Below are 24,926 nucleotides of genomic sequence, written 5' to 3'. Positions count from 1 at the left end.
GGCTAATGGATATTGCTAATGTGCGGAGCCGAATACTTTTTGTAAAAAGACCTTCAGCCAAGCTAATAATTCCTGATCATATAAAAGTCTTCCCTTAAGATGCAGCGGCCCATTTTGCGCACCGGGTAATTCGAAGCGTTCCTCGGCTTTCACGACCCATCGATGCATCATTGCAAGGGTGAGCTCTGCATGGAATTGGACTGCCCAAGCATTTTCACCATAGCGAAATGCCTGATTGGGATAATCCTTTGAACCAGCTAAATGCACAGCGCCTTCTGGAAGCTCAAATCCTTCGCGATGGAATTGGTACACCATCTCAGGCCATTCCATGAGTTCTTTGCCTGCATCGGTTGTTTCAAGCGGATACCAGCCGATCTCTACTAGCTTTTCAGGGTGAGAATAAACCTTCTTGCCCAAATGTCTGACCAGCATTTGTGCACCTAAACAAATCCCCAGAAACGGTTTATTTTCCTTAAGAGGAATGTCGAGCCAATTGATCTCGCGACCAACATATTCAAAATCATCATTGGCGCTCATGGGTCCGCCGAACATAACGGCACCATGATAGTTTGCAAGTGTCTCTGGTAATTGATCACCTAATGGTGGACGTTTGATATCGAGCTCAAATCCCATTTTGACCAAAAGCTGTCCGACACGCCCCGGTGTTGAGGTGACCTGGTGTAAAACGATGAGAATTTTTGGTTTTGAATCTGGTAGGTGATCGATCATAGACTTTAGTTACGCTCAGCCTCAATACGTTGTCTTGCCAAAACCCGCTCGCGGGCTGATACGCCCAAAAGATCGGAGATACGCCAGATCACATGGTCTTCAAGTTCATGGCGATGTCCATCTGCATAGGCCAGATCCCATAGGATTTCTACAAGATCTACTTTTTGCTGTTCATCCAACTTTACCTTAAGTACGCTGGTGAATGAATAAAGATCAACCGCATCTTTATCTGCTGCTTGCCCAGCCTGATAAAGCGCAACAGCTTCATCAACACTGATATCAAATTCTGAACTGAGAATTTCTTTCAATCGTTGAGTTTCACTCTCCGCGGTTTCACCATCCGCTTCAATTAGATGATGAAAGAGCGCAGTGGCTGCGACTTGAGGATCGTTTTTGTCAGCTTTGACACTTTGCGCATCATCTTGCGCCAAGGATTCAAAAAATTGATGCAGCCGATCAATGAGCATGTTTTCTCCAACCTAAATGTGTGGGCTGAATATGGTTGCAATATCGAATTAAAACAAGCTGAAACGGCTTTTTTTATCCGTTTCGTTCACGTTTTCATCAACGCCGGGATCATCAACTCTCAAACTTGTCACTTCTTTTACCGGTTCTTCTTCTGGCACTGTTACGTCCGCGGGAGCTTCCTGCGTCACAGGTTCAACTACTGCTGCTGTCTCGGTATCATCTTCCTTTGGCGTTTCGGTTTCTTGCGAAGATGTTTCCTCAGAAGTTTCAACGGTTTCCTCTGATGTTTCAGCATCAGGTACGATCTCAATGACGTTGTCATCATCTGTCGTAACGACGACGTCTTCTTCTACGGCTGCATGCTCAGCAGGTGCAGCTTCCGGCATTGCGGCAATGGCAGGCAGATTTGACATGGCTTCGTCAAAGCCGTTGTCTGCAACGTCGCCTTCAGCAACAGGACCCGTTAACGCTGTTAATGGTGTTTTCCATTCAAAGCTATCCAATTTGCCGGTGACAGGGGAGAAAGGTGCCCATTTGTCGCTGACATAGCCATCGGCCGTCCATTGCGGATCGCGTGGTGCTTTGACAGCGCATGAGAGCCAGTAGCGTACGCGACCTTGATCACCTGTTTCAGCTTCTTCGATGTCAGCTAGAAGCAAATACATGCTTTCACGTGGATCTAATCTCGCTGCGGCTTCAACCTTTGAACGCGCAAGTTCGAAATTGCGTGTTTCCAGCGCCATTTTTGCCACAATAAACAAAGATTCTACCTGATTGCCTCTAAGGCTTTCCAGCTTTTGAGCGCGCTTGAGCCGATCTCCTGCGGTATCGCCAACACGTGCATTAACATATGTATCAGCGATTTGTGGGTGCGGTTGCTCCTTCCACAATTTCTCAAGGATTTTTGAACCTTTGCGCAAATTTCCCTGACGGAATAATGCTTTTGCTGCAATTGTCGCAGCAGGTACTAAATCAGCTGCAAGAGAAAGTGCAGCCTGTGCATCTTTGCTGATTTCTGGTAACTCGCCATCTGAACGCGTGAGCGCACGTCCTGCCAATAAAATCGCCTTTTTACGTTTTGCATCTTCATTTGAAATAACACCGGCACTACGCTGTTTTTCCAAGCGACGAATAGCATCATCCCAGTCTGCATCCTGGGCGCAATATTCAATTGCAGCATCACTTGCCCATGAAAGATGTGGAGCCTGATCAGCCGCTTTCATCGCATATTGGCGGGCAGCTTCTCCTGCTCCCAGTCTTTTTGCTTCAAGATAAAGTCCGCGCAGACCTAAAACAGCAGTTTCGGGTTTGTCGGCCATTTTCTGCAACGAAGCGCGCGCGTCATCGTCGCGCCCGTCAATCATTGCTGTTTGAACTTCAAGCAGATTTAAAAGTGGTTCGCTTTCCTCATCCAATAGGTTTTTACTTTGTTTGGTCAACTTCTTTGCCATTGAAGCATCGCCAGCGCCTGCAGCAATTAAACCATCAGACAGGGCTTTATAACCACGATCACGTTTGCGCGTTTTAAAGAACTTGGACATGATTTCAGGGGAAGTCAAAATGACTCGAATAATCCACCATGTCAGCATCACAGCAACAATAATGGTGACAATAATGCTGACAGCCGTCATCAAGGAAAGTTCAATTTGCTGGCCTTGCCAGTTGATCAACATTTCACCCGGGCGATCTGCAAGCCAAGCAAACCCAACACCCATTGCCAGAACAATTACAATAAATATGAGACCTTTAATCATACGCTTTTACCTTAGCCTGCTGTGGCAGGACGTGCCTGCAAAAGTTGATCGGCAAGCTTTTCCGCTGTGATGCGTGCTTGCAATTGATCAGAATAATTTTGTGACACGGATTTGCTTGCATCCGATAGTTTTTGCCATTCGTCCATTGCGTCTTCAAGTTCACCTGACAACAGGCGTTGTTCCATACGTGCAACAATTGCTTCGGCGGTATCGCCTTCCACTTCTCCAACCTGACGGATTTTGACCATGTTCGCTGCGCTGTCCAGCAACCGTGCCATAATATCTGTTTCGGCATTTTCAGGTTTATCTGCGCTGATGATCTGATTAGCAATATTATCAAATTGTTGCACCAAATCTGCGCGAGACAATACACCTGTCTCTGCAATGGCCTGCAATTCAGCTAAAGCTGGGTTGTCGCCATCAAGCTGGGCATAAGCATCAAGTTCAACAGAAAATTTTCCACCGCGATCGATTGCGTTTTTCACCGTAACCGCTGCGAGTGATCTTGCAATGGGGACATCGCTTTGAGATTTCGCAAGTGCTGTTTCTGCCTCACCTAAACGAGATTGTAAGTCAGCGAGCGTTTTAGCTGTTGCATCATCTATTGATGAAGCCTGAGTGGTTGTTTCAATTAGCGCTTTCAGATTGTTGATTTCTGTCGCTTGTGCCGCACTTAATGCAACTAGATTTGCAATTTCATCCTGCAAGCCTTCAGGTAATGTTGTAACATTTTCAGAGCCTGTTGATGGCGATTGCTGCATGTTGATGATAGTTGAAGACATTTCATCAAGGCGCGAATTTATCGAACTAATGGCTTCTAACGCTCCGGTATTGTCGTTCTGAACCAATGTTTCAAGAGCATCAATACGCGCGGTTAAGGCGGTTAGGTTGCTCATCAAAGATGCGGAATCTGACGTGCTTTGTTCTGAAAAACGTGTGTCCAGAGCCGTTAGATTTTGCTCAATTCCGCTGAGCTTTTCTGAAACTTCCGCACTGATTTGAGGGGATGAATTTTGCAATGTTGGTAAAATTCCTGCCCATTGAAGGCCTGCGCCGCCGATTAACGCGACAACTGCTCCGATGATACCAGCGCTTACAGGGGATCCTGATTTTTTAGAAGCTTTTACTTTTACTTCATTTGTTTCGTCAGATTTTTGAGCCTCGGTTTCATGAGATGATTGATCATCGTTTGAACTTTTATCAGTCGAGCCTGCTGTTTCTTTCTCCAGATTCTCTTCATCAAGAGTGCTTACATCCTTTGAATCTAAGTCAATTGTCTTGCCTTCATCGGTTGGTTTGGAGTGTCGAGGTGTCTTGACCATGTTTTATCATCTCATAAAATGCCAAAGCAGGAATAACTTTGACTGGTAATTTAATATAAGTCTATCAACCAATACAGGCTAAAAGATGTGTTTCGCTCGGTTTTTCTGCAATGACAATTTGATCAGCAAAATGTCGTGGAACAGCGCCTGCTATTTCCTTGCTTAAACACCCAAACTGCATATTTGTAAACAAGTTGTGCTGGGTTTCGTCTTCAATCGCGAAGAAACGCCGCACAGCGCTTTTTGCATAAAACAGAACAATATCAATATGGCCATTGTCGAGCGTGTTTTGAAGACTCTCATCCGATATTTGATCAATCATTTCATAGGATATAATCGGTTTTATAAAAATTTCAGCCTGATTAAGTGATTGCTCGAGATCTGGCGTACGCTTTTCAAGTGTAAAATAATAAAGGGGAGTTTCTGCTGATGATTGGATTTTCCCGCTGTCATGATCAGCTATAATGTCTTTTGCTAATGACCTGCCACCACCTTCGCCGCACGTTATGTCACAAAACCCCATGCCTTGCGCAATTTCAGCGGTTCGTGCGCCGACACAATAAGTTGGCAAGTTTGATAAAGTTTTCTCGACATTTGTGCTTTCGCCTAAGCATCTAATGGCATTGGCACTTGTGAAAACAAAACCTGAAATCTTTTTCGCTTCCGGTAGTGTGATATCACTTTGACAGACGCACTTTTTCAAAGGCAGAAGAACCGGGCAATGACCGAGTGCTGAAATTTTACGTGCGGTTTCTGACGCTGCAGGTTCAGATCTTAAAACAAGTACCTGCGCCATTTGCTCTTAGCCCCAGCCGTCAAAAAATGATGTGCCGGCCTGTTCTCGAAGAGTATCGCCAGCGTTTTTACCCAGCATTTCAGCATCTTTCGATTTACCCTGGGTTTGAATATCATAAACAGTTTGGCCATCAGGTGTGAGGATCATACCTGAGAAATTGACCGCATCTCCTTCGATTGTGGCATAACCAGCTATTGGGGTGCGGCAAGAGCCATCAAGCGATCTTAAAAATGCCCGCTCACACAATAAAGCTGTATGTGTGGGTTGGTGATTTATTGGAGCTAAAAGATTGTCGATCTTTTCGTCGCCAATCCGGCTTTCGACGCAAATTGCACCTTGCCCGGGTGCGGTTAGGAACTTTGATGTGTCGAAAATTTCGGTCGCTTTGTCTTCAATCCCCAAACGTTTCATGCCTGCATAGGCAAGAAGTGTTGCATCGACTTGTCCTTCTGCAAGTTTACGCAGTCTTGTTTCAACCAATCCTCTGAAAATAGTGACGCGCAAATCAGGTCTCATGCGGCGGATAAGAGCCTGACGTCGCAATGAGGAAGATCCGATAAGTGCGTTTTCTGGAAGTTCAGAAATAGTTGGTGCTGTACCGCCGATAAATGCGTCTCTTACATCTTCCCTTGGTAGAAAGGCCGAAATATAAAGTCCGTCAGGTAGTGTGGTTGCCATATCCTTGGATGAATGTACGGCAAAATCCAGCGATCCATCATGAAGTTTTTCTTCAAGTTCGAGGGTAAAGAGACCTTTTCCGCCAATTTCTGAAAGTGCTTTATTGGTAATGCGATCACCTTTTGTGGACAAAACAACAATTTCAAACGCGTCTTGCGGCAAACCATGAGCCGCCATCAGTCGATCACGTACTTCATGTGCCTGATAGAGCGCTAAGGGGCCACCTCTTGTGCCGATTTGAAAAGGTTTTGTTTGCATCTGCGGTTTTCCATTGCTACCTGACCATATAAAAGGCTTTACGCCAAAGAATATTTGTTGGAAACCATCTATGTCGAAAAAGCCGATAAAAAACTTAGAACAATTCAAAATATTGGGAATTGAGACAAGTTGTGATGAAACGGCTGCCGCGGTCGTGACCAGACTTGGTGATGGCAATTCGTGCATTGATAGCGATATTGTTTATTCGCAAATTGACGAGCATGAGAATTTCGGTGGTGTTGTTCCAGAGCTCGCGGCGCGAGCACATGTTGAAAAACTGGATGGTTTGATTGCCCAAGCACTCGATGAAGCGGAGTGCACGCTTGATGATATTGATGCATTTGCGGCCACGTCGGGTCCTGGATTAATCGGTGGCTTGATGGTTGGGTTAATGTCAGCAAAGGCGCTGGCAATGGTAAAAAATAAACCGCTATTTGCGATTAATCATCTTGAAGGGCACGCGCTGACCGCGAGACTGACGGATCAATTGGAATTTCCATATTTACTGTTGCTGTTGTCAGGTGGTCACACGCAGCTTATCTTAATAAAAGGTGTTGGCTCTTATGAACGTTGGGGCACGACAATTGATGATGCGTTGGGGGAAGCGTTTGATAAAACAGCGAAACTGCTGAGCTTGCCTTATCCGGGTGGTCCAGCCGTTGAAAAAGCTGCGTTACAAGGTGATGAAAACCGTTTTGATTTGCCTGTGCCGATGCGCGGACACAAGAGCTTTGATTTTTCATTTTCAGGTTTGAAAACCGCTGTGCGCCAAACAGCGACAAAAATTCAACCTTTGAAAGATCAGGATGTGAATGATATTTGCGCTGGTTTTCAAAAATCCGTCGCTGCTACTTTGCGCGACAGAATTTCACGCGCTTTAAAATCATATACAGATCGTAATGATCTGCCGGTAGAACCCGCACTTGTTGTCGCAGGTGGGGTTGCCGCGAACAAGAAAATCCAAAATTTGCTACATAGCTTGTGTGATGAGCATGGTGTGAAATTCGTCGCGCCACCACATCACCTTTGTACTGATAATGCAGCCATGATTGCATGGGCTGCCGCGGAACGAATGGTTTTAGGCTTTGAGCCGGATGCGTTAGATATTGCGCCACGTTCAAGATGGCCGCTTGATGAAAGCGCAAACAGCAAAGTGGGGTCGGGAAAACGAGGAGCAAAAGCCTAATGGGCAAAAATATTGTTGTTGCTGGCGGTGGTGCATTTGGTACCGGATTGGCCATTGTAATGTCTGCAGATAATGCAAATAATATTACACTGCTTATGCGCAATGAAGACAACGCGAAACAAATGCAAACGTTAAGGGTGAACCAATCACGCTTGCCGGATGTTAAAGTGCCAGATGCACTTACGATCGCAAGTGATATTGCATGTATACAAACAGCAGATGTTTTGCTGTCCGTCGTTCCAACGGGTGCGCAAATTCATTTTGCGCAGCAGGTTGCATCAATACTTCAGGACACGACACCGTTGGTTATATGTTCAAAAGGCTTTGATAAAAGCTCTGGTGGATTAATGAGCGACCGCGTTAGCGAGATATTACCCGGCAATGAGATTGCCGTTTTATCTGGTCCTGGTTTCGCATCTGATATCGCAAAAGGTTTGCCCACTGCCATGACACTAGCTGCGCACAATTTAGAGCTGGCGCAAGATTTGTCCAACACACTTTCCCGCCAGACGTTTCGACTTTATGGCAGTGACGATCTTACTGGTGTGCAAACCGGGGGCGCATTAAAGAATGTATTGGCAATTGCATCTGGGGTCGTAATGGGTGCAGGTCTTGGGGAGAGTGCGCGCGCGTCTGTCATTGCCCGCGGGTTGGCGGAACTATCGCGGTATATATTGTTCATGGGTGGTAAAGCCGAAACAGCATCAGGCTTATCGGGACTTGGGGACTTAGTTTTAACTGCGACAAGTGAACAATCACGCAATTATCGATTTGGCATTGAGCTAGGAAAAGGTGTGGCACCTTCTGATCTCGTCGGTCCGGATAAGCCATTGGTTGAAGGTGCGAATGCAGCGATTGCAGCGAGTGAATTGAGCAATCGCGAAAATATTATCCTGCCGATTACAAATTCGGTTGCGGATATTATCCAAGGTCGGCTAGATGTAACCCAAGCAATTCAACAGCTTCTGGCGCGCCCTTTGCGCCGTGAGCAGGAATAACCGGAGTATATTATATGTATTTTGCCCTTATGTGTCATGACAAACCAGGTGCTTTGCAGGTTCGGATGGATACCCGCCCTGACCATGTCGCTTTTTTAAAAGACCTTGACGAAAAGGGTATTGTTAAGGCTGCCGGTCCTTTGCTTGATGATGATGAAAAGCCATGCGGCAGCCTGATTATTCTTGAGCTTGATAGCAAAAAAGAAGCGGAAGACATCGCATCGCAAGATCCTTATGCGCATGCAGGGTTGTTTGAAAAGGTTGATATTAAACCTTACACATGGATTTTCCACGCACCGGAGGCGTAAGTTAGATGGCATTTTGGCTTTTTAAATCGGAACCATTTAAGTGGTCTTGGGAAATGCAAAAGGCGAAAGGCGAAGCCGGCGAAGAATGGGATGGTATTCGCAACTATCAAGCACGCAACAATATGCGCTTGATGAAATTAGGTGATAAAGGCTTTTTTTATCATTCCAATGAGGGCCTTGAAGTGGTTGGTATTGTGGAAGTTTGCGCGCTCTCGCATCCAGATTCTACCACCGATGATGAGCGCTGGGATTGTGTCGATATCAAAGCCCTCTGCGATATGCCAAAACCCGTGACCTTGAAAGATGTGAAAGCCAATGAAGCCTTGGCAAACATGTCTTTGGTGACATCGATGCGTCTTTCGGTTCAGCCAGTGACAGAAGATGAATATCTTGAAGTCTGCCGCATGGGTGAGTTGGCAAACCCGCCAATGTAGCTGTGCCAAATTGGCATGAATAAATCTTAGTTATTCAATTTCATTGAAAATTGCTATAATTTACATCTTCCAAGGATGGAGGAGTAGATATGCAATTTGATGGAATAAATTATATCGCGATCATTGCGGCAACTATTGCCGCGTTTGTTATTGGAGCTGTTTATTATGGCACCATGGCTAAACAATGGATGAAGGCTGTCAAGATTCCTGAGGGCGAAGAGCCCAATATGAAGCCTAGTTTGTTTGTTATTACATTCATTTGTCAACTCGTTTTAGCCGTAATGATCGCAGGCGTCATTGGGCATTTAGGCGAAGGTCAGGTGACATTAATAAACGGATTAATCTCTGGTTTCTTTCTTTGGTTGGGTATTATTATGCCAACCATGACGATCAATCATCGCTATCAAGATTTTGGTTGGGATTTAACGATCATTGACGGCATACATTGGTTGTTGGTTGCATGCGTAATGGGCAGCGTTATTGGATGGTTTGGCGTATAGTTAAATCACTTTGACAATCGTATTTGTGCTCATTAGTGGCAATAGCCGCATCATATCTTGCCGGGAAATGGCTATGCATCCTTGTGTTGGTGGATAGCCAGGTTTGGCTACGTGAAAGAAAATGGCGCTACCGCAATGACGTTTGCGCGATGAGATATTCCAATCAAGCACAATCACAAAATCATAAAGCATATCATCTCGAATTATGGTTTCATGTGATGATAAAAAGGGAGTTTAACCGCTCGATTATAGCTTGCGTGATCGCTTTGATCACACCATCCTATTTTTGCCGACGCTGCGGTCATTGGCAGCTTTGTCCGAATATGAAAACGATGCCGATACTTATAAAATCCATATAGGCAAGCCATTGATTTTATTGGAGTTGCGCCATCTCCTTCACGCTTAAAAATAGTCCGAGCCGAGCGGCCCAACGCGCCTTTGAAAGTTAGGGAGCCAACCCTTACTAGGCACTGTGTTTTAACACCTGGTCGTTGCCGCACGATGACGCGGTTTACACCATTATGTGATCGAGATTTACTAGCAGGCTTCATAGTTTAACGTTACTGGGTTGAAAAAGGATCGAGACATGTCCCACAAATTGCCACGATTCTTGACTAAGGCCAATTGATAAAAGATTTGGTATTGGAGAATTGAAGTAACTCTTTGCCAATTCTGGTGTTCTATAATAAGTTCGCCGTAACAAAGAAAAAAGGAATTATTCATGTCTGCACGCACAATCCTACTGGTTGATGATGATGATGATTTACGTGAGACGCTCATTGAGCAACTTTCTCTTTATGAAGAATTTTTTATCATTCAGGAAAGCACGGCAACGAAGGGTGTTAAAACGGCCAGAGACAATCATCTTGATTTGTTGATTATGGATGTGGGTTTGCCGGATATGGATGGTCGCGAAGCGGTGAAGCTTCTGCGCAAAGGCGGCTTTAAAGCGCCAATCATTATGCTTACCGGTCATGATACAGATTCAGACACGATCTTAGGTTTAGAAGCCGGCGCGAATGATTATGTACCAAAGCCATTTAGATTTGCTGTATTGCTGGCGCGAATTCGCGCGCAGCTTCGCCAACATGAGCAAAGCGAAGATGCGACATTTGTTGTTGGTCCTTACACGTTTAAACCAAGTCAGAAAGTTCTGATCGATGAAGATGAAAATAAAATTCGTCTGACTGAGAAAGAAGCTTCGATCATTCGTTTCCTTTATCGCGCTGAACAGAAAGTTGTGCCGCGTAATGATATTTTGGAGAAGGTTTGGGGTTATAATTCCGGTGTAACCACGCACACGCTGGAAACGCATGTTTACCGACTGCGTCAAAAAATTGAAAAAGACCCATCCAACGCTGAAATTTTGGTGACGGAAAGCGGTGGTTATAAACTCGTTCCTTAACGAGATTATCCGTAATTAGGGGGAATTGCCTTAATGGCTTTGAATGATGACTTAAGCGTTTTGCGAGACACGCCACTCTTTTCTGAATTGCCTGTCGATGCATTAAGGCTGGTGGCATTTGGTGGCGATCATCGCAATTTAATCAAAGGTGATACGCTTTATCGTCAGGGCGATGCGGCGAGTTGTGCCTATGTTGTAGCATCAGGTGAAGTTGAAATATTATGGACCCTTGGGGAACGTGAGCCTGTTTCTCAGGGTATTCTGGGGCGTGGTGGATTGATGGGTGAAATCGCATTGATTGCACCTTCTGAACGGCAATTTACGATCAAAGCTGTAGAGACATCTGATCTGATCAAAATTGACAGAGACGTTTTTCACCGGCTTATGGCTGAATATCCGCAAATTGCTGATAAGCTTCGAGAGCGTATACAACAAAATCTTGGTGAGCTTGCGATCAAGCTCAACCAATTGGGCGAAAAATTTCGCTGATTTATAGTTTAAGATGCGCAATCATCGGCACGTGATCGGACGGTTTTTCAACGCCGCGCATATGACGTAATACGTCAACTTTTTCCAAGCTGCTTGCAAGGTCTTTTGATGACCAGATGTGATCGAGACGACGACCTTTATCTGCTTTGCTCCAATCCTTTGAGCGATAACTCCACCAGCTAAATAGCTTTTCTTCTACGGGAATATGCGCGCGCACCAGATCGTGCCAAGCACCTTTGGCTTGCACATCGTTAAGCTCATCAACTTCAATCGGTGTGTGGCTGACGACTTTTAAAAGCTGCTTATGCGACCAGACATCCGTTTCCGCAGGTGCGATATTTAAATCGCCAACAAGAACGGATGAAACTTCATCCTTGTGCTCTGCCTCAGCATGAATGGCCTTCATCTCTTCCAGAAAATCAAGTTTGTGGGCGAATTTGACATTTTTCTCGCGGTCAGGCTCATCACCACCCGCTGGCACATAAAAGTTATGAATGCGCAGATCTCTAGACCCAGTTTCTACGATAGCTGAGACGTGTCTTGCGTCACCTTTGCCGCAAAAGTCTTGGCGCTGAATGTCCTTCACCGGGGTCTTGGAGACTGTTGCTACGCCGTGATAGCCTTTTTGGCCATGGATCGCGAAATGCTGATACCCTAATTTGCGAAACCCGCCTGATGGAAACGAATCATTTTCGCATTTGATTTCCTGCAAACACAAAACATCAGGTTGATGTTCTTCTAAAAACGCTTCCACAATGGGCATGCGTAGGCGAACTGAATTGATATTCCATGTTGCGATTGTAAATGCCAAAATAAAACTCCTTGATCTGTAAGTAACAGCCCAAGGAGGTCTAAAGGATTCTGAACAGCTTTTAAAGCTTATCCGTTTTTATTTTTTCTAGCACTCTCATAAGGTACGCGGAAAACACTGCGGGCGAAGTCAACACCAGTCTCGATATTAAAAATCATTACCGTTGTATCTTTGCCTTGCGCATCTTTGATCGTCCATTGACGCAGTTCATAAGTTTTTGGATCAAACATCATCGTGATCGTTGATTTGCCAAAAACGGATTTGTTTCCCATGACAATTGTGGTCAGGTTTTCATCTTCCGTTACCGACTTTACGGTTTTTGATGACAGGTCTATTTTGTCGGATAAAAGCAACTTCAATGGCGTGGTGCGCAGTGGATAAAGGCTCCACGTTTTGAGTTTTTGGTTGCCAACAGCCAAGTTTTTGCCATCTGAAATGACGCGCACTGCTGATGGTTTTTCATAATTAAAACGTAGTTTGCCAGGGCGTGAGATAAAGAATTTTCCGGCAACCTGATTGCCATCGGGGCTTAGCTGTACAAATTCACCCATCATTGTTTTTACAGAAGCAAAGTGATCGGCAATTTTTTGCGCTGTTTCATTATTTGCGCTTGCGCTGATTGAGCTTGCAACCAACATGCTAGTTGCAATAACAGCGAGCTTAGATTGCTTTTTCACAAGCTGTGTAAAGCCGATGATCCGATTTTTTGCATTTATCATATACTTCAATTCCAGTGTGGTTAAATGATCCATCAGAAATACGAAATACTAGAAAACTGAGGCATGATTGCGACAAGGCATCTAAATGTCAAATGCCTGATTATGTTTACTCACCCATGATGTCTTTTTCGGTTGGAACGAGAATTTCACGTTTACCAGCGTGGTTTGCTGGTCCGATAACACCTTCTTCTTCCATCCGTTCAATCAGCGATGCTGCGCGGTTATACCCAATGCCCAAACGGCGCTGGATGTAAGATGTTGATGCTTTGCCATCGCGCAACACAACGGCGACAGCTTGATCATATGGGTCATCTGAATCTGCAAGGTTGCCCGTGCCTTTTGGACCGCCACCTGTGTCTTCATTTTCTTCATCATCAGCGGTAATTGCATCTAGGTATTGCGGAACGCCTTGGGTTTTCAGATGATCAACAACACCTTCAACTTCGCGATCAGACACAAACGGGCCGTGCACACGCTGGATGCGTCCACCGCCTGCCATGAAGAGCATATCACCCATACCAAGTAGTTGCTCCGCACCTTGCTCACCAAGGATTGTGCGCGAATCAATTTTTGATGTTACCTGGAAGGAAATTCGCGTTGGGAAGTTGGCTTTAATTGTACCGGTGATCACATCCACCGATGGACGCTGCGTTGCCATAATAACGTGGATACCAGCAGCACGCGCCATCTGCGCTAGTCGCTGAACAGCACCTTCAATATCTTTACCAGCGACCATCATCAAATCGGCCATCTCATCGATGATCACAACGATATATGGTAGCGGTTCGAGATCAAATTCTTCGGTCTCGTAAACCGCTTCACCCGTCTCCTTATCAAAGCCTGTTTGAACCGTACGTGTGATTGCTTCACCCTTGCGTCGTGCTTCTTCAGCGCGCTGGTTAAAGCCATCGATATTACGTACGCCCAATTTGGACATTTTCTTATAGCGATCTTCCATCTCGCGCACAGTCCATTTAAGCGCAACAACGGCCTTCTTCGGATCAGTCACCACAGGTGTTAAAAGATGCGGGATGCCATCATAGACAGATAGCTCAAGCATTTTTGGATCAATCATGATCAGGCGACATTGCGATGGATTAAAGCGATACAAAATAGATAAAATCATGGTGTTAATCGCAACGGATTTACCAGAGCCCGTGGTACCGGCAACAAGTACGTGAGGCATTTTCGCAAGGTCAGCAAAAACGGGTTCACCACCAATTGTCTTACCCAATGAGAGTGGTAACTTGCCTTTATTGGCTTCAAAATCACGGCTGGCGATCATCTCACGGAAATATACCGTTTCACGTGTTTGGTTCGGGAGTTCGATACCAATTGCGTTACGACCGGGCACCACAGCAACACGGGCTGCGATTGCACTCATAGAGCGGGCAATATCATCAGCAAGGCCAATGACGCGGGATGATTTAATCCCCGGCGCTGGCTCGAGTTCATAAAGTGTAACAACAGGACCTGGGCGTACATGGATAATTTCACCTTTTACACCAAAGTCTTCCAAAACGCCTTCCAGCATACGTGCATTTTGTTCAAGTGCTTCAGGAGATAAGGTCGCATCTTGAACGATATTTTTAGGTTCAGCCAGTAAATGGATTGATGGAAGCTCGAAATCCGATGGAGCAAGGAGCGATGCCTGCGCTTCACGAACAACACGTTTACCCGGACGCGGTGGTGGCGCAGCTTGCGCAACGCGAGGGCTTAATGCAGCCGGCTCAGGCGCGGGTTGACGCTGCGCAACACGATTTACTGCTTGATAAGGTAATTCGTTTGTATCTAGCTCTTCTTCAGAAAAAGGCGCATCAACACTTGGTGTGTTAAACTGCGGTTCTTGGCGGAAACTTGGTTCAATATGTGGTGCAGCTTGTTGGATATATTGTTGTTGGTCAAACCCACCATCGCTCTCATGCATGTCGTAAGGAGCTTCGTATTCCCATTCGTCTGATGTGTTCGACTTAAAGCCAAATAAACGACGGAGCCTTGCACGCAGTGTAAACATTGTATGCGCCAGTATTCCAAGCCATAGCGAACCTTCGCGCTCTTCATCGTCTTGCGCGTCTGCATCATCCCATGGAAGCTCTTCATTTTCCTGTTCATCAGCTATATGTGTTGTTCTTTGCACAACCCCTGACGCTTTGAGCATGAGCCAAATTGCTGGCGCTGAAAGCAATACAGCCAGCATGACCGCTAAAATGCCGCTCGGGAAATCGCCAATGATGGTTGCAGGCAACTTTAATAACATATCACCCAAGACACCGCCCAATCCCGTTGGTAAAGGCCAAGTTTCTGTGGTTGGGAAGAGGCCGAAGACCGCTGCTGTTAAAATTGCACCAAAAAACCATGCGGTCAGACGGGAGCTTTTTCTATCAAATGGCTTGCCACGCATAAGAGCAATGCCCCATGCGATGGATGGAAGAAGTGCAATAACGGAAGCTAAGCCGAAGAATTGCATCATTAAATCAGCAAATGAGGCACCCATATATCCAAATGCATTTGTCGCAACATTGGCTGTTTTGTGAGAGAAACTGGGATCCAATACGTTCCATGTCGCGAGCGAAACACTTGCGAAAACCAAGCCTAAGAAGATTGCGAAGGCACAGACGATCTGAAACTGGCGTTTAAGATAATATGGCATAATTCGCTGGCTTGAATTGCTATCATAATTACGGTTTGAGGCCGAATGTGCTGTCGTTTGCATGGTCAGAACAGGTCCAAATACGCGGGTTAAACTCAAGTGGCAAATCAATGCCAATGTTTGGCCCTATAAAGGGCGTTCGCGCAATTTTACCCGCAGTGGGTTAATGCCTCATTAACCATGGAATAAAAGTCGTAAGTGAGATTTAAGGCGATATTTATACGCCAGCTTGCTTGGTAACTACTTGTTCTGAATAAAGATTTCCTGCCATTTCAACGCCAACATATTTACGGAAATAGGCAAGGTTCAGTTTTGCAAACTCATTGATGAGGGTACGCAATGTTGGTCTGTCTTTGTACCAGTTCTCTGTTTTTACTTCTGAATTCATCACTGGGTAGGCAATAAGTTCAATGTCTGATGTTGCCGAATAGAGCTCTAAAAGGCTTCGACGCATATGATAGTTGTTCGTGACAACAATCAAAGTTTTATAGTTTTGTTGCGTGGCCCATTGGGCAATTTCTTTGCCGTTGCCAATTGTGTCTTTGGCATCTTTACCAATATCGATGCAGCAATCGAACAAAGCTTTGTCAGCGCCTGATACGCGTAAAAGCTCACTATCTGAAATGTCTGGATTAACACCTGAAATGAAAAGGCGATTAGCTTTGCCATCTTTAAGTAGATTGACAGCTTCAGTAATGCGGCTTTTGCCACCAGTTAAAACGACAATCGCATCCGATTTTTCTGAAATTTCGGGTGCTTGTAAGTTTGCAACATCTTCAGCAAAGCGCACAAAACTGCCAATACCCACGCCAATTGCTAACAATAAGACGAGTGCTATTGGGGTCCAAATCCATCCAACCCAGCTTGATTTACGCTTTTTAACCGCTTGCTCTTCATCAGATGTTTCGACCAAAACGTCTTGTTGATCTTGAGCTTGAGTGGTTGGTTCAATGTTGTGGTCATTGTTTTCCATACACATTTGTAACCTTGAAATATGGCAAAGGCCAGACCTTTTTATGCTCGTTTTTGGGTATTTGAAAGGCCCACTGTTATCAAACAGCGATTGCGTGGTTAGGCAAGGTCAGAACGCGCGGGATCAGATCTTACCAGATCAATCTCCCGGATGGTTCTTATAACGGTGATACGGGTTGTTAATGCGGTTAATATCGCAACAGTAACGATAATAATTGCAATTCCGAGATACCCAGCTGGCCCCATAGAAAAGCTACCAAATAGGGCGCTTGCCTGATCATTTAGCGCTGTTGCCATGCTCGCATCCTGCCAAATGTCAGTGACAAAAAACACCAATGCAGCCAGTCCGCCACCAATCGCACCACCGTAAAAGCCGGTTAGCAGGAAGTGTTTTTGAAATTCATTGGCTACAAATGAGGATTCAGCGCCGACAAAATGCAGCACTTCAATGATTTCGTGGTTGACCGACATAGCGCCTCGGGTCGCAAATACCACGGTTAAAGTCGTTGCAACTAACACAAGTGACAATAAACCGACACCAATGAAAACTGTGTTCTGCGCCATGCTGACAAGTCGGCCAGCCCATGTGCGGTGATCATCTAGATATGCATTTGGAATTGTGTCAGCCAGCGTTTTGCGCATGCTGGTAAAGTCGGGCGGGTTATCTTTATCAATGGTAATGATCAACAACCGTGGGACGGGTAGCTCGTCCATGTTGAAGCCTTCACCCAACCACGGTTCTAACAGTCTTGCGGTATCAGTTTTATCGACAATCTCGGCGCTTAATGTACCGGAAAATTCAAGCGCTAAACTTTTGGCATCCAAAAGTGCAAGTTCCATATCTCGCCCTTCTTCGGGTTTGATTTGGATTGTGATTTCCTCAGAAATTTGGTTTTGCCAGGTTTTAGATGTTTCCTGAATAAGCGTGACAAATCCGAGTGTTAAACATGCCAAGAATGACATGATAATCACAACGACGATGAGTGCCTTGCTCGATAGATTTGCTGGCGGCACAATCGGAGCTGGTGCCTTAAACTGCTGTTTGGCAACCTTCTTGACTTTTGCGACACTTTGTTTGGCTTTATCTATCATAAATATCGATATGCCCTTCAGATAAGATCATGTGTCGTGCTTCAACTTGCTCCATCAAATTGAGATCGTGGGTTGCGATAAGAACGGCTGTCCCAAGCCGATTAAGCTCTTTAAATAATGATAGAAGTCTTAATGCCATCGGTGGATCAACGTTACCTGTGGGCTCATCAGCTAACAGGATTTCTGGCCGATCAATAAGCGCACGCGCAATGGCGATACGTTGTTTTTCACCACCTGATAAAACTTGCGGACGCACATGAATGCGTTCTCCTAAACCAACCCATTCCAATAATTCCACTACATCAGCGCGATAAGAGCTTTCTTCCTTGCCTCTGACACGCAAGGGCAGGGCGACATTCTCATACGTGGTTAGATGATTGAGCAGTCTAAAATCCTGGAAAACGATTCCAATCCGGCGTCGTAATAAAGGTAATTCGTCCCTTGGAATATCAATCACGTCTCTGCCAAACATTGAAATATTACCGCGAGTTGGGCGCAGTGACATAAATAACAACCGCATCAATGTCGTTTTGCCCGCCCCGGACGGGCCGGTTAGAAATTGGAATGAGTGTTTAGGAATATCAAAAGTAAGGTCGCGCAGAATTTCTGGACCCATACCATATCTGACACCAACATTTTCCAATCGAATCAATTTGAAATTCCCTATTTGCTATAAGCTGCTTATAGCTTTAATTGCAGATCCCAGCCAAGTGTTTACGTATCTGCAAGAGCGCTGACTTGCGTTAAATTAGCACTAGCACAGAAGAAATTACCGATCTGTTAACCATATTCATTTACCAGTTGTTAAGCGCTATTTTTGCGCGATTAAGGTATAATTCTACATAGAGAACATTTTATGTCAGCTGATGCGCAACCTCATTCATTAAAGCAAGGCACTTCCGCAATTGGATCTGAGATTTTCTCATCCTTCGAGCGAGATATAGAAGACGCGATTTTTGAAACGATTGTTGAAGACCAAAGTCATCGTCGCGCTGAAATAAAAGAAACATACAAATCGCAAAAACCAACTTTTGGAAAACTTAATAATGATGCGCCGATGGCACCTGATGCGGTCCAAAAAGGATTGCACATTTTTTCTAAAGAGGAACGATCTCAGCAAAAATCACCTTTTGTCAGTCAACTCATTTTGTCTGTTGCAATTTGTGTCTTTACAGTAGCTGCTGTGCTGCCAATTGTTTGGATGCTAGATCGGCAGGATACAAATCAGCAAATTGCCAACGAGACAAAAACGCTTTCACCTGACGCCTCTGTTGCAACTGGTAGCGTCAAAGCCATGCCCGCCATTCCCCAGATAAACGAACCAAATACTTTAAATTCAGAAATTTTGAGCAATCCAAACTCAGATCAACATGATAAGACCTCCTCATTGCATGCGGTTGGTGAAGGTTCTGTGGTTAAAGGCTCTTCTGAAGGTTCTGTTATTTATTTCGGCTCTCAGGACTGATACAAATCGCTTAGGCGTTAATATCAGATCGAGAGTTAAATTATGGAAGTAGTGCGCGGCAAGAACATTGATGTTCTTTTTTCAGATAAAGAAATTGAAGAAAAGATTGAGCGAATAGCTTCCGAGATTGCGGCAAGTCCGAAAAATGATCTTTTGGTGGTCGCTATTTTGAAAGGTTCATTTATCTTTGCAGCAGATTTGGTTAGAGCGCTTTATCGAGCTGGGCTAGCACCTGAAGTTGAGTTCATCACCTTGTCGAGTTACGGCACTGGCACCACAGGTAAAGAAGTTAAAATCATCAAGGATATCGATAGCGATGTTACAGGTCGCGATGTTTTATTGATCGATGATATTTTAGAATCAGGCAACACACTTCGTTTCGCACGCGATCTTATGTATGAACGTGGCGCAAAAGATGTTGGTCTTGCTGTTTTGCTTGACAAAGAGTCTAAGCGTAAAGGCGAGCTTGTTGCTGATCATGTTGGTTTTGTTTGTCCGGACTATTTCGTTGTGGGATACGGGATGGATGTTGCATATGCTTTTCGTGAATTGCCATATGTCGGTATCGTCACTGGGGATGCGGAATAAATATTAATTGCCCAGTGCCGCAATGGGCAAAAATTGAGACATTGTTTACCAACCGTATTTACGGCCCGAAAAGAAATTCGTGTTTTAATAAGAACATCGAAAAGCTCGAATGAATTCGACTTGGCATCGATATAAGATGCGGATTTAGGGATGTGTGTTCAATGGCCAAAATTCTAATCACCGAAGATGAAACTGCTTTGCGTTCTTTTGTTGCGCGTGCTTTGCGCATGGATGGACATGAGACAACAGAAGCTGAAGATGGTTCAGATGGATTAGAAAAATTGGAACAGGGCGAGTTCGATCTGCTTTTATCAGATATTCGCATGCCTGTGATGGATGGTATTGCGCTTGCGGAAGAAACAGCCAAGCTTTATCCAAATACAAAAATTCTTCTCATGACTGGTTATGCTGAGCAGCGTGAGCGCGCTGATAATTTAGAGAAAATCATTGTCGATGTGGTTCCCAAGCCTTTCTCATTACCAGATATTCGCAATGCGGTCGCACAAGCATTAGCCGCTTAGATTTGTTGAACTTTTCATATTAATAAGAGCGTGCGCTATTCAGTTGGTTTTAGTAAGCGTTCGAGATAGTCTTTTTCAAATTCGAGCCTGAAATTTTCGCCAAGACGTCGGCGGATGATTTCTAATATCTCTCGCGCGCGCTGGACATTGTCTGCATCATCGAAAGCGCCATTGTCACTGCGTCCATACAGTCCTTCGCGATCGCCGCCTTGGCGCCGTCCAAGCGGGTCACGTTGGCTGCCTTGGCCTTGGCCCTGTTGGCTTTGCTGGGTGCCCTGACCTTCGCCTTGACCCTGGCCTTGGCCCTGCGCTTGCATTTGCTGCTGAAGTTGGTTGAGCATTTCTTGCGCGCCCTGGCGTAATGCTTGTAAAGCTCTCCCCTGCTGATTTCCAGCTTCACCTGTGTCGCCTTCACCCAACTCACCCTCGGCTTGTCCCATGGCTTCACCAGCTTCGCTTAAACCTTCGGTTGGTTCCAAGCCTTCCTCTTGCATCTGCTCCATAAGTTCTTGCAATTGTTCCTGTAGCGCTTGTTGCTGTTGACGTAATTGCTCGAGTGCGTCTGCAAGTTCTTCCGCAGTCATAGGCTCTTGTTGGCCATTCTGGCTCTGCTGGTTTTGTTGGTTATTTGGGCTTTGCGGGTTGTTTTGTTGGTTTTGTGAGCGTTGTTGCTCCGCTTCAGATTGACGTTGTTGCATATCAAATGTTTGATCCATCAACTGCTGCTGCTCGCGAAGGATTTGTCCTAATTCTTCCATTTGTTGTTCAATCGGACTTTGTTCGCCATTTTGCTGTTGTTGTGGCTGACGATTTGCCTGCAGATTGTTCATCATGTTTTGTAATTCTTGCAACATTTGTTGCGCTTGTTCGCGATTGCCGGAGCGAGCCATGTCTTCAATCTGATCGAGCATATCTTGCAAGTCACGTTGTTCAAGCTCGAGAGTTTCTGACTGCTGATTTTGTGCTTGTTGATTGTTGTTGTTTTGTTGAGCGAGTGCTTCCATAAACTCTTGCATGGCTTCGCGGAGCTCTTCCATTAAACGTGCAATTTCTTCGTCCGATGCACCATTTTCCAAAGCTTCGGATAGTTCGCGCTGAGCATCTCTTAATCGTTGTTCTGCTAGCGAGAGATTGCCATCTTCTAACAAAAGTGCAATTTCCCACAGTTCATCAATGGAACGTAAAAGAGCTTCATCACTATAAGCGAGTGCCAAGCCTTCACGCGCAGACTTGACCAGCAAAAAGTCGCGGATGCTTGGAATTGTTACTTCTGGGATTATGGTCAAAGCATCGTTGAGCTCAATGGCTCTAAAACGCTCATAGGCGTCAAAAGCTATGATCTGACGTTGTTCAACAATTGACTGCGCTAAAAGAGAGACGAAATTTTTGCTTGGTAATATAGTTTGCAACGGTTCGGTGCGCGTCTCTTGGCCTGCACCATCAATCGCAACGAGCGTGATATAAACCTCTTCACCAGCAAGTGGGTGGTCGGTCAGATCATAACTGGTATTTGCCAGGCCGTCTTCGCTGGAGCGACGCGGTAATTGAAGATCAATTTCGGGATCTTCATATAATTGCAACGCATGATCATCAATGCCATAAATGGATGTGATTTCCGCACGTGCTCGCAAAACGCCATAGTCATCGCTTGTTTTGTATGCGAGCTGCAAGGCACCATTTTGTGCCTGTGTCGGCTCTTCATGAAAATCAATCTCGGGCGGGTTGTCCTTAACAAGACCGAGCTCAAATGTGTGGCGATCCAAAATATTTAAAGTGCCATCTTCATCTGGAATATATTCATAACTAATAGAAGCGCTCGTACTTTCATCTGTCTGAGAAAGAGGGAGAATGGTGCCATCTTTAGCTGTAAAATTAACGTCTAATGGGTCGGCATTTTCGTTTTGATTTAAACCAACAATGCGAATGGTAACTTCACTTTTTTCGGGGATGGAAATTGCGGTTTCAAGCGCCTGTAATTGGTTCAAAAAGATCGGAGCGCGATTTGTGTAAGCCGGAGGTGTTACCCACGCGTCGATACGAACAAGATCGGTATTTTGTTGGCTAGGTGGGCGCAGATTAACTACATCGCTAATGCTGCCAGATTGTCCTGAGAACGAATATGCAAAACCTGAAACCAACAACAAAAGCACCAATACACGTAATGCATAAGGGTCTCTATCGGGGATGTCTGATTGATATTTGCCACGTTCTAAGTCAGATAGTTTTGCCCACATGCGGGCTTTGTGTTCTTTCCAAAGCGCCGACGCTGTTTCATCTTCTGATTGACTGATTGATTGAAGCTGGATTGCAATTCCTTCGTGATCAATCTTGTTATCCTGCTCTAGTCGGACATTTACATCATCTGCATTGGGCAGTTTGAAGCGCTTTAAATTTCGGAGCGAGATAATAAAGGCAATGATTAAAATCGCAGCGATAATATAACCAACCCAAAACGGGGTGATCCGAAATGCACCAAACCATGAGAGTGCAACAAACGCGCCGATGATCGTAAAGGGGACAAAAGCTGCTGACCACAACCGTTCAAAAATCATGATTGTGCGCGTAACCCAGCGATGTCTCGCTAGTTTGCCTTTGATATCAAAGGGGCGTTCGCTCATGGATCCTCACGTCGTGTTCGCTATGATTTGAAGAGCCTAACACGGTCTTGTGTCAAAAACGAGATAGATATTCTTCAATAATTTGTGTGGAAACAGAAATGATATGTCTGTATCGATTAAATGGCTGATTATGAACTAGATCATAACATAAATACTGATCAAAAATGCGAGCCCGAAATAAGGTATTATACTGATGCGAAACCAGTCGTTGGGATTAGTAAAACCTGCAAAGCTCGCTAAATTGGACGCCAGATTGATCGCAAGATGTAGAAGGATTGCTGGGATGATTGAACCTTGCGATACTTCAAAGCTAGCACCAATGATAATTGAATAGGCCATACAATGGAGGCCAAAATATTTTTGTGAAATTTCTGAAATTGGGCTTTCAACCATCCACATTGGTGTGTGCCAGATAAACCATACGACACCTATGATTATACTCGAAACGAGCCAACCAAAAGTTGGGCTCAATTCGTGTTGCATAAATCCACGCCAACCGAGTTCTTCACCGAGCGGGCCTAGAACAAGATTAAGCGCAAACATAGCGGCAAACATTTTAAAGCCGAACGTCTCGCGTTTGCCTTTGCCAAATGGCATTAAGATCGCCAAAAGTGCCAACGGAGAGATCGTCAATAACCAAATTTCAAGCGGCACATTTGAAAGGTTAAAACTGCGTGACATCAATGCTGAGAGACTGCCTTGATAGGAAGACAATAAAATAGCTGCCAGGCTTGGGGCCCAAACCATAACGAGCCAACATGGAAGACCAGTTGGGGTTTCAGGTGATTGTGCTCTCGGTAATTTTTTAACGCCAATAAAGCCAATGAGAGAAATCGCAAATGTTAATATGATAAACCATAATACCATCATTTGCGTTTACTCCTTTTATTTCAGCCAATCTGGAATGGAGTCCATTGCAATGATGTCTTGCACTTCTTGGCGCGCGCGGATGACATGATATTCAGCACCATTGACCAATACTTCTGGAATGAGCGGTCTGGTATTATAAGTGCTGGATTGGACAGCTCCGTAAGCGCCCGCGCTGCTCACAGCAATTAAATCACCAGGCTTTGGTTCTGACATTTGGCGATCAAGCGCAAGATAATCACCTGTTTCGCAAACAGGACCAACGATATCAGCCGTCATAGCGGGTGAATTTACCGCTGAAATCTCAACTGGCATGATTTCATGAAACGCATCATAGAGCGTTGGGCGAATAAGATCGTTCATCGCACCATCGACAATGACAAAGTTTTTCTCGCCGCCATCTTTGACATAGATCACTTCAGTGACCAAAATTCCGGCATTGCCGGCAATTAATCGACCAGGTTCCATGAGGACTTTACAGCCGAGGTTTTTTAGCCGTTCTTCGGCAACTTTCGCGTAGGCTGTTGGATCGGGTGGTGGGGAATTATCGTTTTTATACGGAATGCCCAAACCGCCGCCGATGTCGACGTGATCAATCTTGTGCCCCTTTGATCTGAGGTTTTCAACCAAGTCCACGACCAAAACAAAAGCATCATCAAATGGTTGCAGATCGGTGATTTGACTTCCGATATGCATATCAATCCCGTGGGCATCGATACCTTCCATTTTACTTGCACGTTCAAATACTTCCGGCGCTCGCTTATAGGATATGCCAAATTTGTTTTCTTTTTTGCCTGTTGAGATTTTGGCGTGAGTTTTTGCGTCGACATCAGGGTTTATTCTGAAAGATACTGGGGCTTTCACGCCCATTTTTAGAGCGCGTTCGTTGAGCAGCTCTAGTTCTGGTTCAGATTCGACGTTGAAGCATAGAATGCCAGCTTTTAGCGCTGCATCCATTTCATAGGCTTTTTTACCAACACCAGAAAAGACGATTTTCTTAGCGTCAATACCAGCTTGAAGCGCGCGTCGTAACTCGCCTTCGGAGACGATATCTACACCTGAGCCCAGATCCGCTAGTGTGGCGAGAATAGCCTGATTGGAATTGGCTTTCATTGCATAACAAACAAGCGAGTCTAACCCGGAAAATGCGTCTTTATAAACGTTGAAGTGACGCGCAAAGGTGGCTGTTGAATAGCAATAAAATGGCGTACCAACTTCGCGAGCGATTTCTTGAATAGAAACGCCTTCAGCGTGCAGGACGCCATTGATATAGTCAAAATGGTTCATAAGTGGCTCTT

Annotated in this window: 25 protein-coding genes and 1 pseudogene; 10 read left to right on the top strand and 16 right to left on the bottom strand. The window is 45.1% G+C overall.

Annotated features, from left to right (window positions below; genetic code table 11):
* Positions 1 to 15: 15 nt before the first annotated feature.
* The 6 genes from ACZ1GZ_RS00865 to hemC form a co-directional block, all read right to left on the bottom strand.
* Complete coding sequence (locus tag ACZ1GZ_RS00865) at positions 16 to 729, bottom strand: glutamine amidotransferase (RefSeq protein ID WP_472666537.1); 714 nt, start codon at positions 727 to 729, stop codon at positions 16 to 18.
* 5 nt (positions 730 to 734) lie between these two features.
* Positions 735 to 1,196, bottom strand: a complete 462-nt coding sequence (locus ACZ1GZ_RS00860) for a tellurite resistance TerB family protein (protein ID WP_472666536.1) — start codon at positions 1,194 to 1,196, stop codon at positions 735 to 737.
* 48 nt (positions 1,197 to 1,244) lie between these two features.
* Positions 1,245 to 2,951, bottom strand: coding sequence for a heme biosynthesis HemY N-terminal domain-containing protein (locus tag ACZ1GZ_RS00855; RefSeq protein ID WP_472666535.1), 1,707 nt, complete (start codon positions 2,949 to 2,951; stop codon positions 1,245 to 1,247).
* An 11-nt stretch (positions 2,952 to 2,962) separates the two neighbouring features.
* Positions 2,963 to 4,273, bottom strand: coding sequence for a COG4223 family protein (locus tag ACZ1GZ_RS00850; protein ID WP_472666534.1), 1,311 nt, complete (start codon positions 4,271 to 4,273; stop codon positions 2,963 to 2,965).
* 64 nt (positions 4,274 to 4,337) lie between these two features.
* Positions 4,338 to 5,069: a uroporphyrinogen-III synthase gene (locus ACZ1GZ_RS00845; RefSeq protein ID WP_472666533.1), complete on the bottom strand. Its 732-nt coding sequence runs from the start codon at positions 5,067 to 5,069 to the stop codon at positions 4,338 to 4,340.
* A 6-nt stretch (positions 5,070 to 5,075) separates the two neighbouring features.
* The gene (gene hemC / locus ACZ1GZ_RS00840; protein WP_472666532.1) at positions 5,076 to 6,005 is read right to left on the bottom strand and encodes a hydroxymethylbilane synthase; all 930 of its coding nucleotides are present in this window, start codon (positions 6,003 to 6,005) and stop codon (positions 5,076 to 5,078) included.
* A gap of 70 nt (positions 6,006 to 6,075) precedes the next feature.
* Between hemC and tsaD the strand changes: the two genes are divergently transcribed.
* The 5 genes from tsaD (at position 6,076) to ACZ1GZ_RS00815 (ending at position 9,431) form a co-directional block, all read left to right on the top strand.
* The gene (gene tsaD, locus ACZ1GZ_RS00835) at positions 6,076 to 7,191 is read left to right on the top strand and encodes a tRNA (adenosine(37)-N6)-threonylcarbamoyltransferase complex transferase subunit TsaD (RefSeq protein ID WP_472666531.1); all 1,116 of its coding nucleotides are present in this window, start codon (positions 6,076 to 6,078) and stop codon (positions 7,189 to 7,191) included.
* Entirely contained in the window at positions 7,191 to 8,189 is a 999-nt protein-coding gene (locus tag ACZ1GZ_RS00830) for an NAD(P)H-dependent glycerol-3-phosphate dehydrogenase (protein ID WP_472666530.1), read from the top strand. The genes tsaD and ACZ1GZ_RS00830 overlap by 1 nt, the downstream gene beginning before the upstream one ends.
* Before the next feature lie 14 nt (positions 8,190 to 8,203).
* A complete protein-coding gene (locus ACZ1GZ_RS00825) occupies positions 8,204 to 8,497 on the top strand; it encodes a YciI family protein (RefSeq protein ID WP_472666529.1) in 294 nt (97 codons plus the stop codon).
* Between the two features lie 5 nt (positions 8,498 to 8,502).
* A complete protein-coding gene (locus ACZ1GZ_RS00820; protein WP_472666528.1) occupies positions 8,503 to 8,931 on the top strand; it encodes an EVE domain-containing protein in 429 nt (142 codons plus the stop codon).
* An 89-nt stretch (positions 8,932 to 9,020) separates the two neighbouring features.
* Positions 9,021 to 9,431, top strand: a complete 411-nt coding sequence (locus ACZ1GZ_RS00815) for a DUF1761 domain-containing protein (RefSeq protein WP_472666527.1) — start codon at positions 9,021 to 9,023, stop codon at positions 9,429 to 9,431.
* Here ACZ1GZ_RS00815 and ACZ1GZ_RS00810 read toward each other — a convergent pair.
* Positions 9,432 to 9,982, bottom strand: a pseudogene (locus tag ACZ1GZ_RS00810) (L,D-transpeptidase family protein).
* 170 nt (positions 9,983 to 10,152) lie between these two features.
* On the opposite strand from ACZ1GZ_RS00810, the gene ACZ1GZ_RS00805 reads away from it, so the two are divergent.
* Both ACZ1GZ_RS00805 and ACZ1GZ_RS00800 read left to right on the top strand, forming a co-directional pair.
* Positions 10,153 to 10,836, top strand: coding sequence for a response regulator transcription factor (locus ACZ1GZ_RS00805; RefSeq protein ID WP_472666526.1), 684 nt, complete (start codon positions 10,153 to 10,155; stop codon positions 10,834 to 10,836).
* Positions 10,837 to 10,869: 33 nt separating this feature from the next.
* Positions 10,870 to 11,325 carry a cyclic nucleotide-binding domain-containing protein gene (locus tag ACZ1GZ_RS00800; protein WP_472666525.1) on the top strand — a complete coding sequence of 152 codons (456 nt, stop codon included), beginning with the start codon at positions 10,870 to 10,872 and terminating at the stop codon, positions 11,323 to 11,325.
* A gap of 1 nt (position 11,326) precedes the next feature.
* On the opposite strand, the gene xth is transcribed toward ACZ1GZ_RS00800, so the two are convergent.
* The 6 genes from xth to ftsE all read right to left on the bottom strand — a co-directional run bounded on the left by xth (position 11,327) and on the right by ftsE (position 18,221).
* The gene (xth, locus tag ACZ1GZ_RS00795) at positions 11,327 to 12,136 is read right to left on the bottom strand and encodes an exodeoxyribonuclease III (protein ID WP_472666524.1); all 810 of its coding nucleotides are present in this window, start codon (positions 12,134 to 12,136) and stop codon (positions 11,327 to 11,329) included.
* A gap of 68 nt (positions 12,137 to 12,204) precedes the next feature.
* Positions 12,205 to 12,855 (bottom strand): outer-membrane lipoprotein carrier protein LolA, encoded by a 651-nt coding sequence (locus tag ACZ1GZ_RS00790; protein WP_472666523.1) that lies wholly within the window; start codon positions 12,853 to 12,855, stop codon positions 12,205 to 12,207.
* Positions 12,856 to 12,961: 106 nt separating this feature from the next.
* Positions 12,962 to 15,505, bottom strand: a complete 2,544-nt coding sequence (locus tag ACZ1GZ_RS00785; protein ID WP_472668205.1) for a DNA translocase FtsK — start codon at positions 15,503 to 15,505, stop codon at positions 12,962 to 12,964.
* Between the two features lie 217 nt (positions 15,506 to 15,722).
* Positions 15,723 to 16,478, bottom strand: coding sequence for a YdcF family protein (locus tag ACZ1GZ_RS00780; RefSeq protein WP_472666522.1), 756 nt, complete (start codon positions 16,476 to 16,478; stop codon positions 15,723 to 15,725).
* Positions 16,479 to 16,576: 98 nt separating this feature from the next.
* Positions 16,577 to 17,569, bottom strand: coding sequence for a cell division protein FtsX (locus tag ACZ1GZ_RS00775; RefSeq protein ID WP_472666521.1), 993 nt, complete (start codon positions 17,567 to 17,569; stop codon positions 16,577 to 16,579).
* Entirely contained in the window at positions 17,559 to 18,221 is a 663-nt protein-coding gene (gene ftsE / locus ACZ1GZ_RS00770) for a cell division ATP-binding protein FtsE (protein WP_472666520.1), read from the bottom strand. Before ftsE ends, ACZ1GZ_RS00775 begins: the two co-directional genes overlap by 11 nt.
* Positions 18,222 to 18,425: 204 nt before the next feature.
* Between ftsE and ACZ1GZ_RS00765 the strand changes: the two genes are divergently transcribed.
* The 3 genes from ACZ1GZ_RS00765 (at position 18,426) to ACZ1GZ_RS00755 (ending at position 20,143) form a co-directional block, all read left to right on the top strand.
* On the top strand, positions 18,426 to 19,034 hold the full coding sequence (locus ACZ1GZ_RS00765; RefSeq protein WP_472666519.1) for a hypothetical protein: 609 nt from the start codon (positions 18,426 to 18,428) through the stop codon (positions 19,032 to 19,034).
* A 42-nt stretch (positions 19,035 to 19,076) separates the two neighbouring features.
* Complete coding sequence (hpt, locus tag ACZ1GZ_RS00760; protein WP_472666518.1) at positions 19,077 to 19,622, top strand: hypoxanthine phosphoribosyltransferase; 546 nt, start codon at positions 19,077 to 19,079, stop codon at positions 19,620 to 19,622.
* A 161-nt stretch (positions 19,623 to 19,783) separates the two neighbouring features.
* Complete coding sequence (locus tag ACZ1GZ_RS00755) at positions 19,784 to 20,143, top strand: response regulator (protein WP_472666517.1); 360 nt, start codon at positions 19,784 to 19,786, stop codon at positions 20,141 to 20,143.
* A 35-nt stretch (positions 20,144 to 20,178) separates the two neighbouring features.
* Here the strand turns inward: ACZ1GZ_RS00755 and ACZ1GZ_RS00750 are convergent, their stop codons facing one another.
* The 3 genes from ACZ1GZ_RS00750 to lysA form a co-directional block, all read right to left on the bottom strand.
* Positions 20,179 to 22,761 carry a TIGR02302 family protein gene (locus tag ACZ1GZ_RS00750; protein WP_472666516.1) on the bottom strand — a complete coding sequence of 861 codons (2,583 nt, stop codon included), beginning with the start codon at positions 22,759 to 22,761 and terminating at the stop codon, positions 20,179 to 20,181.
* 135 nt (positions 22,762 to 22,896) lie between these two features.
* Entirely contained in the window at positions 22,897 to 23,631 is a 735-nt protein-coding gene (locus tag ACZ1GZ_RS00745) for a CPBP family intramembrane glutamic endopeptidase (protein WP_472666515.1), read from the bottom strand.
* A gap of 15 nt (positions 23,632 to 23,646) precedes the next feature.
* Positions 23,647 to 24,915 carry a diaminopimelate decarboxylase gene (gene lysA / locus ACZ1GZ_RS00740; protein ID WP_472666514.1) on the bottom strand — a complete coding sequence of 423 codons (1,269 nt, stop codon included), beginning with the start codon at positions 24,913 to 24,915 and terminating at the stop codon, positions 23,647 to 23,649.
* Between the last annotated feature and the right edge of the window lie 11 nt (positions 24,916 to 24,926).

Source organism: Lentilitoribacter sp. JB5-8 (assembly GCF_055693385.1).
This window is presented reverse-complemented; position numbering and strand designations above follow the sequence as displayed.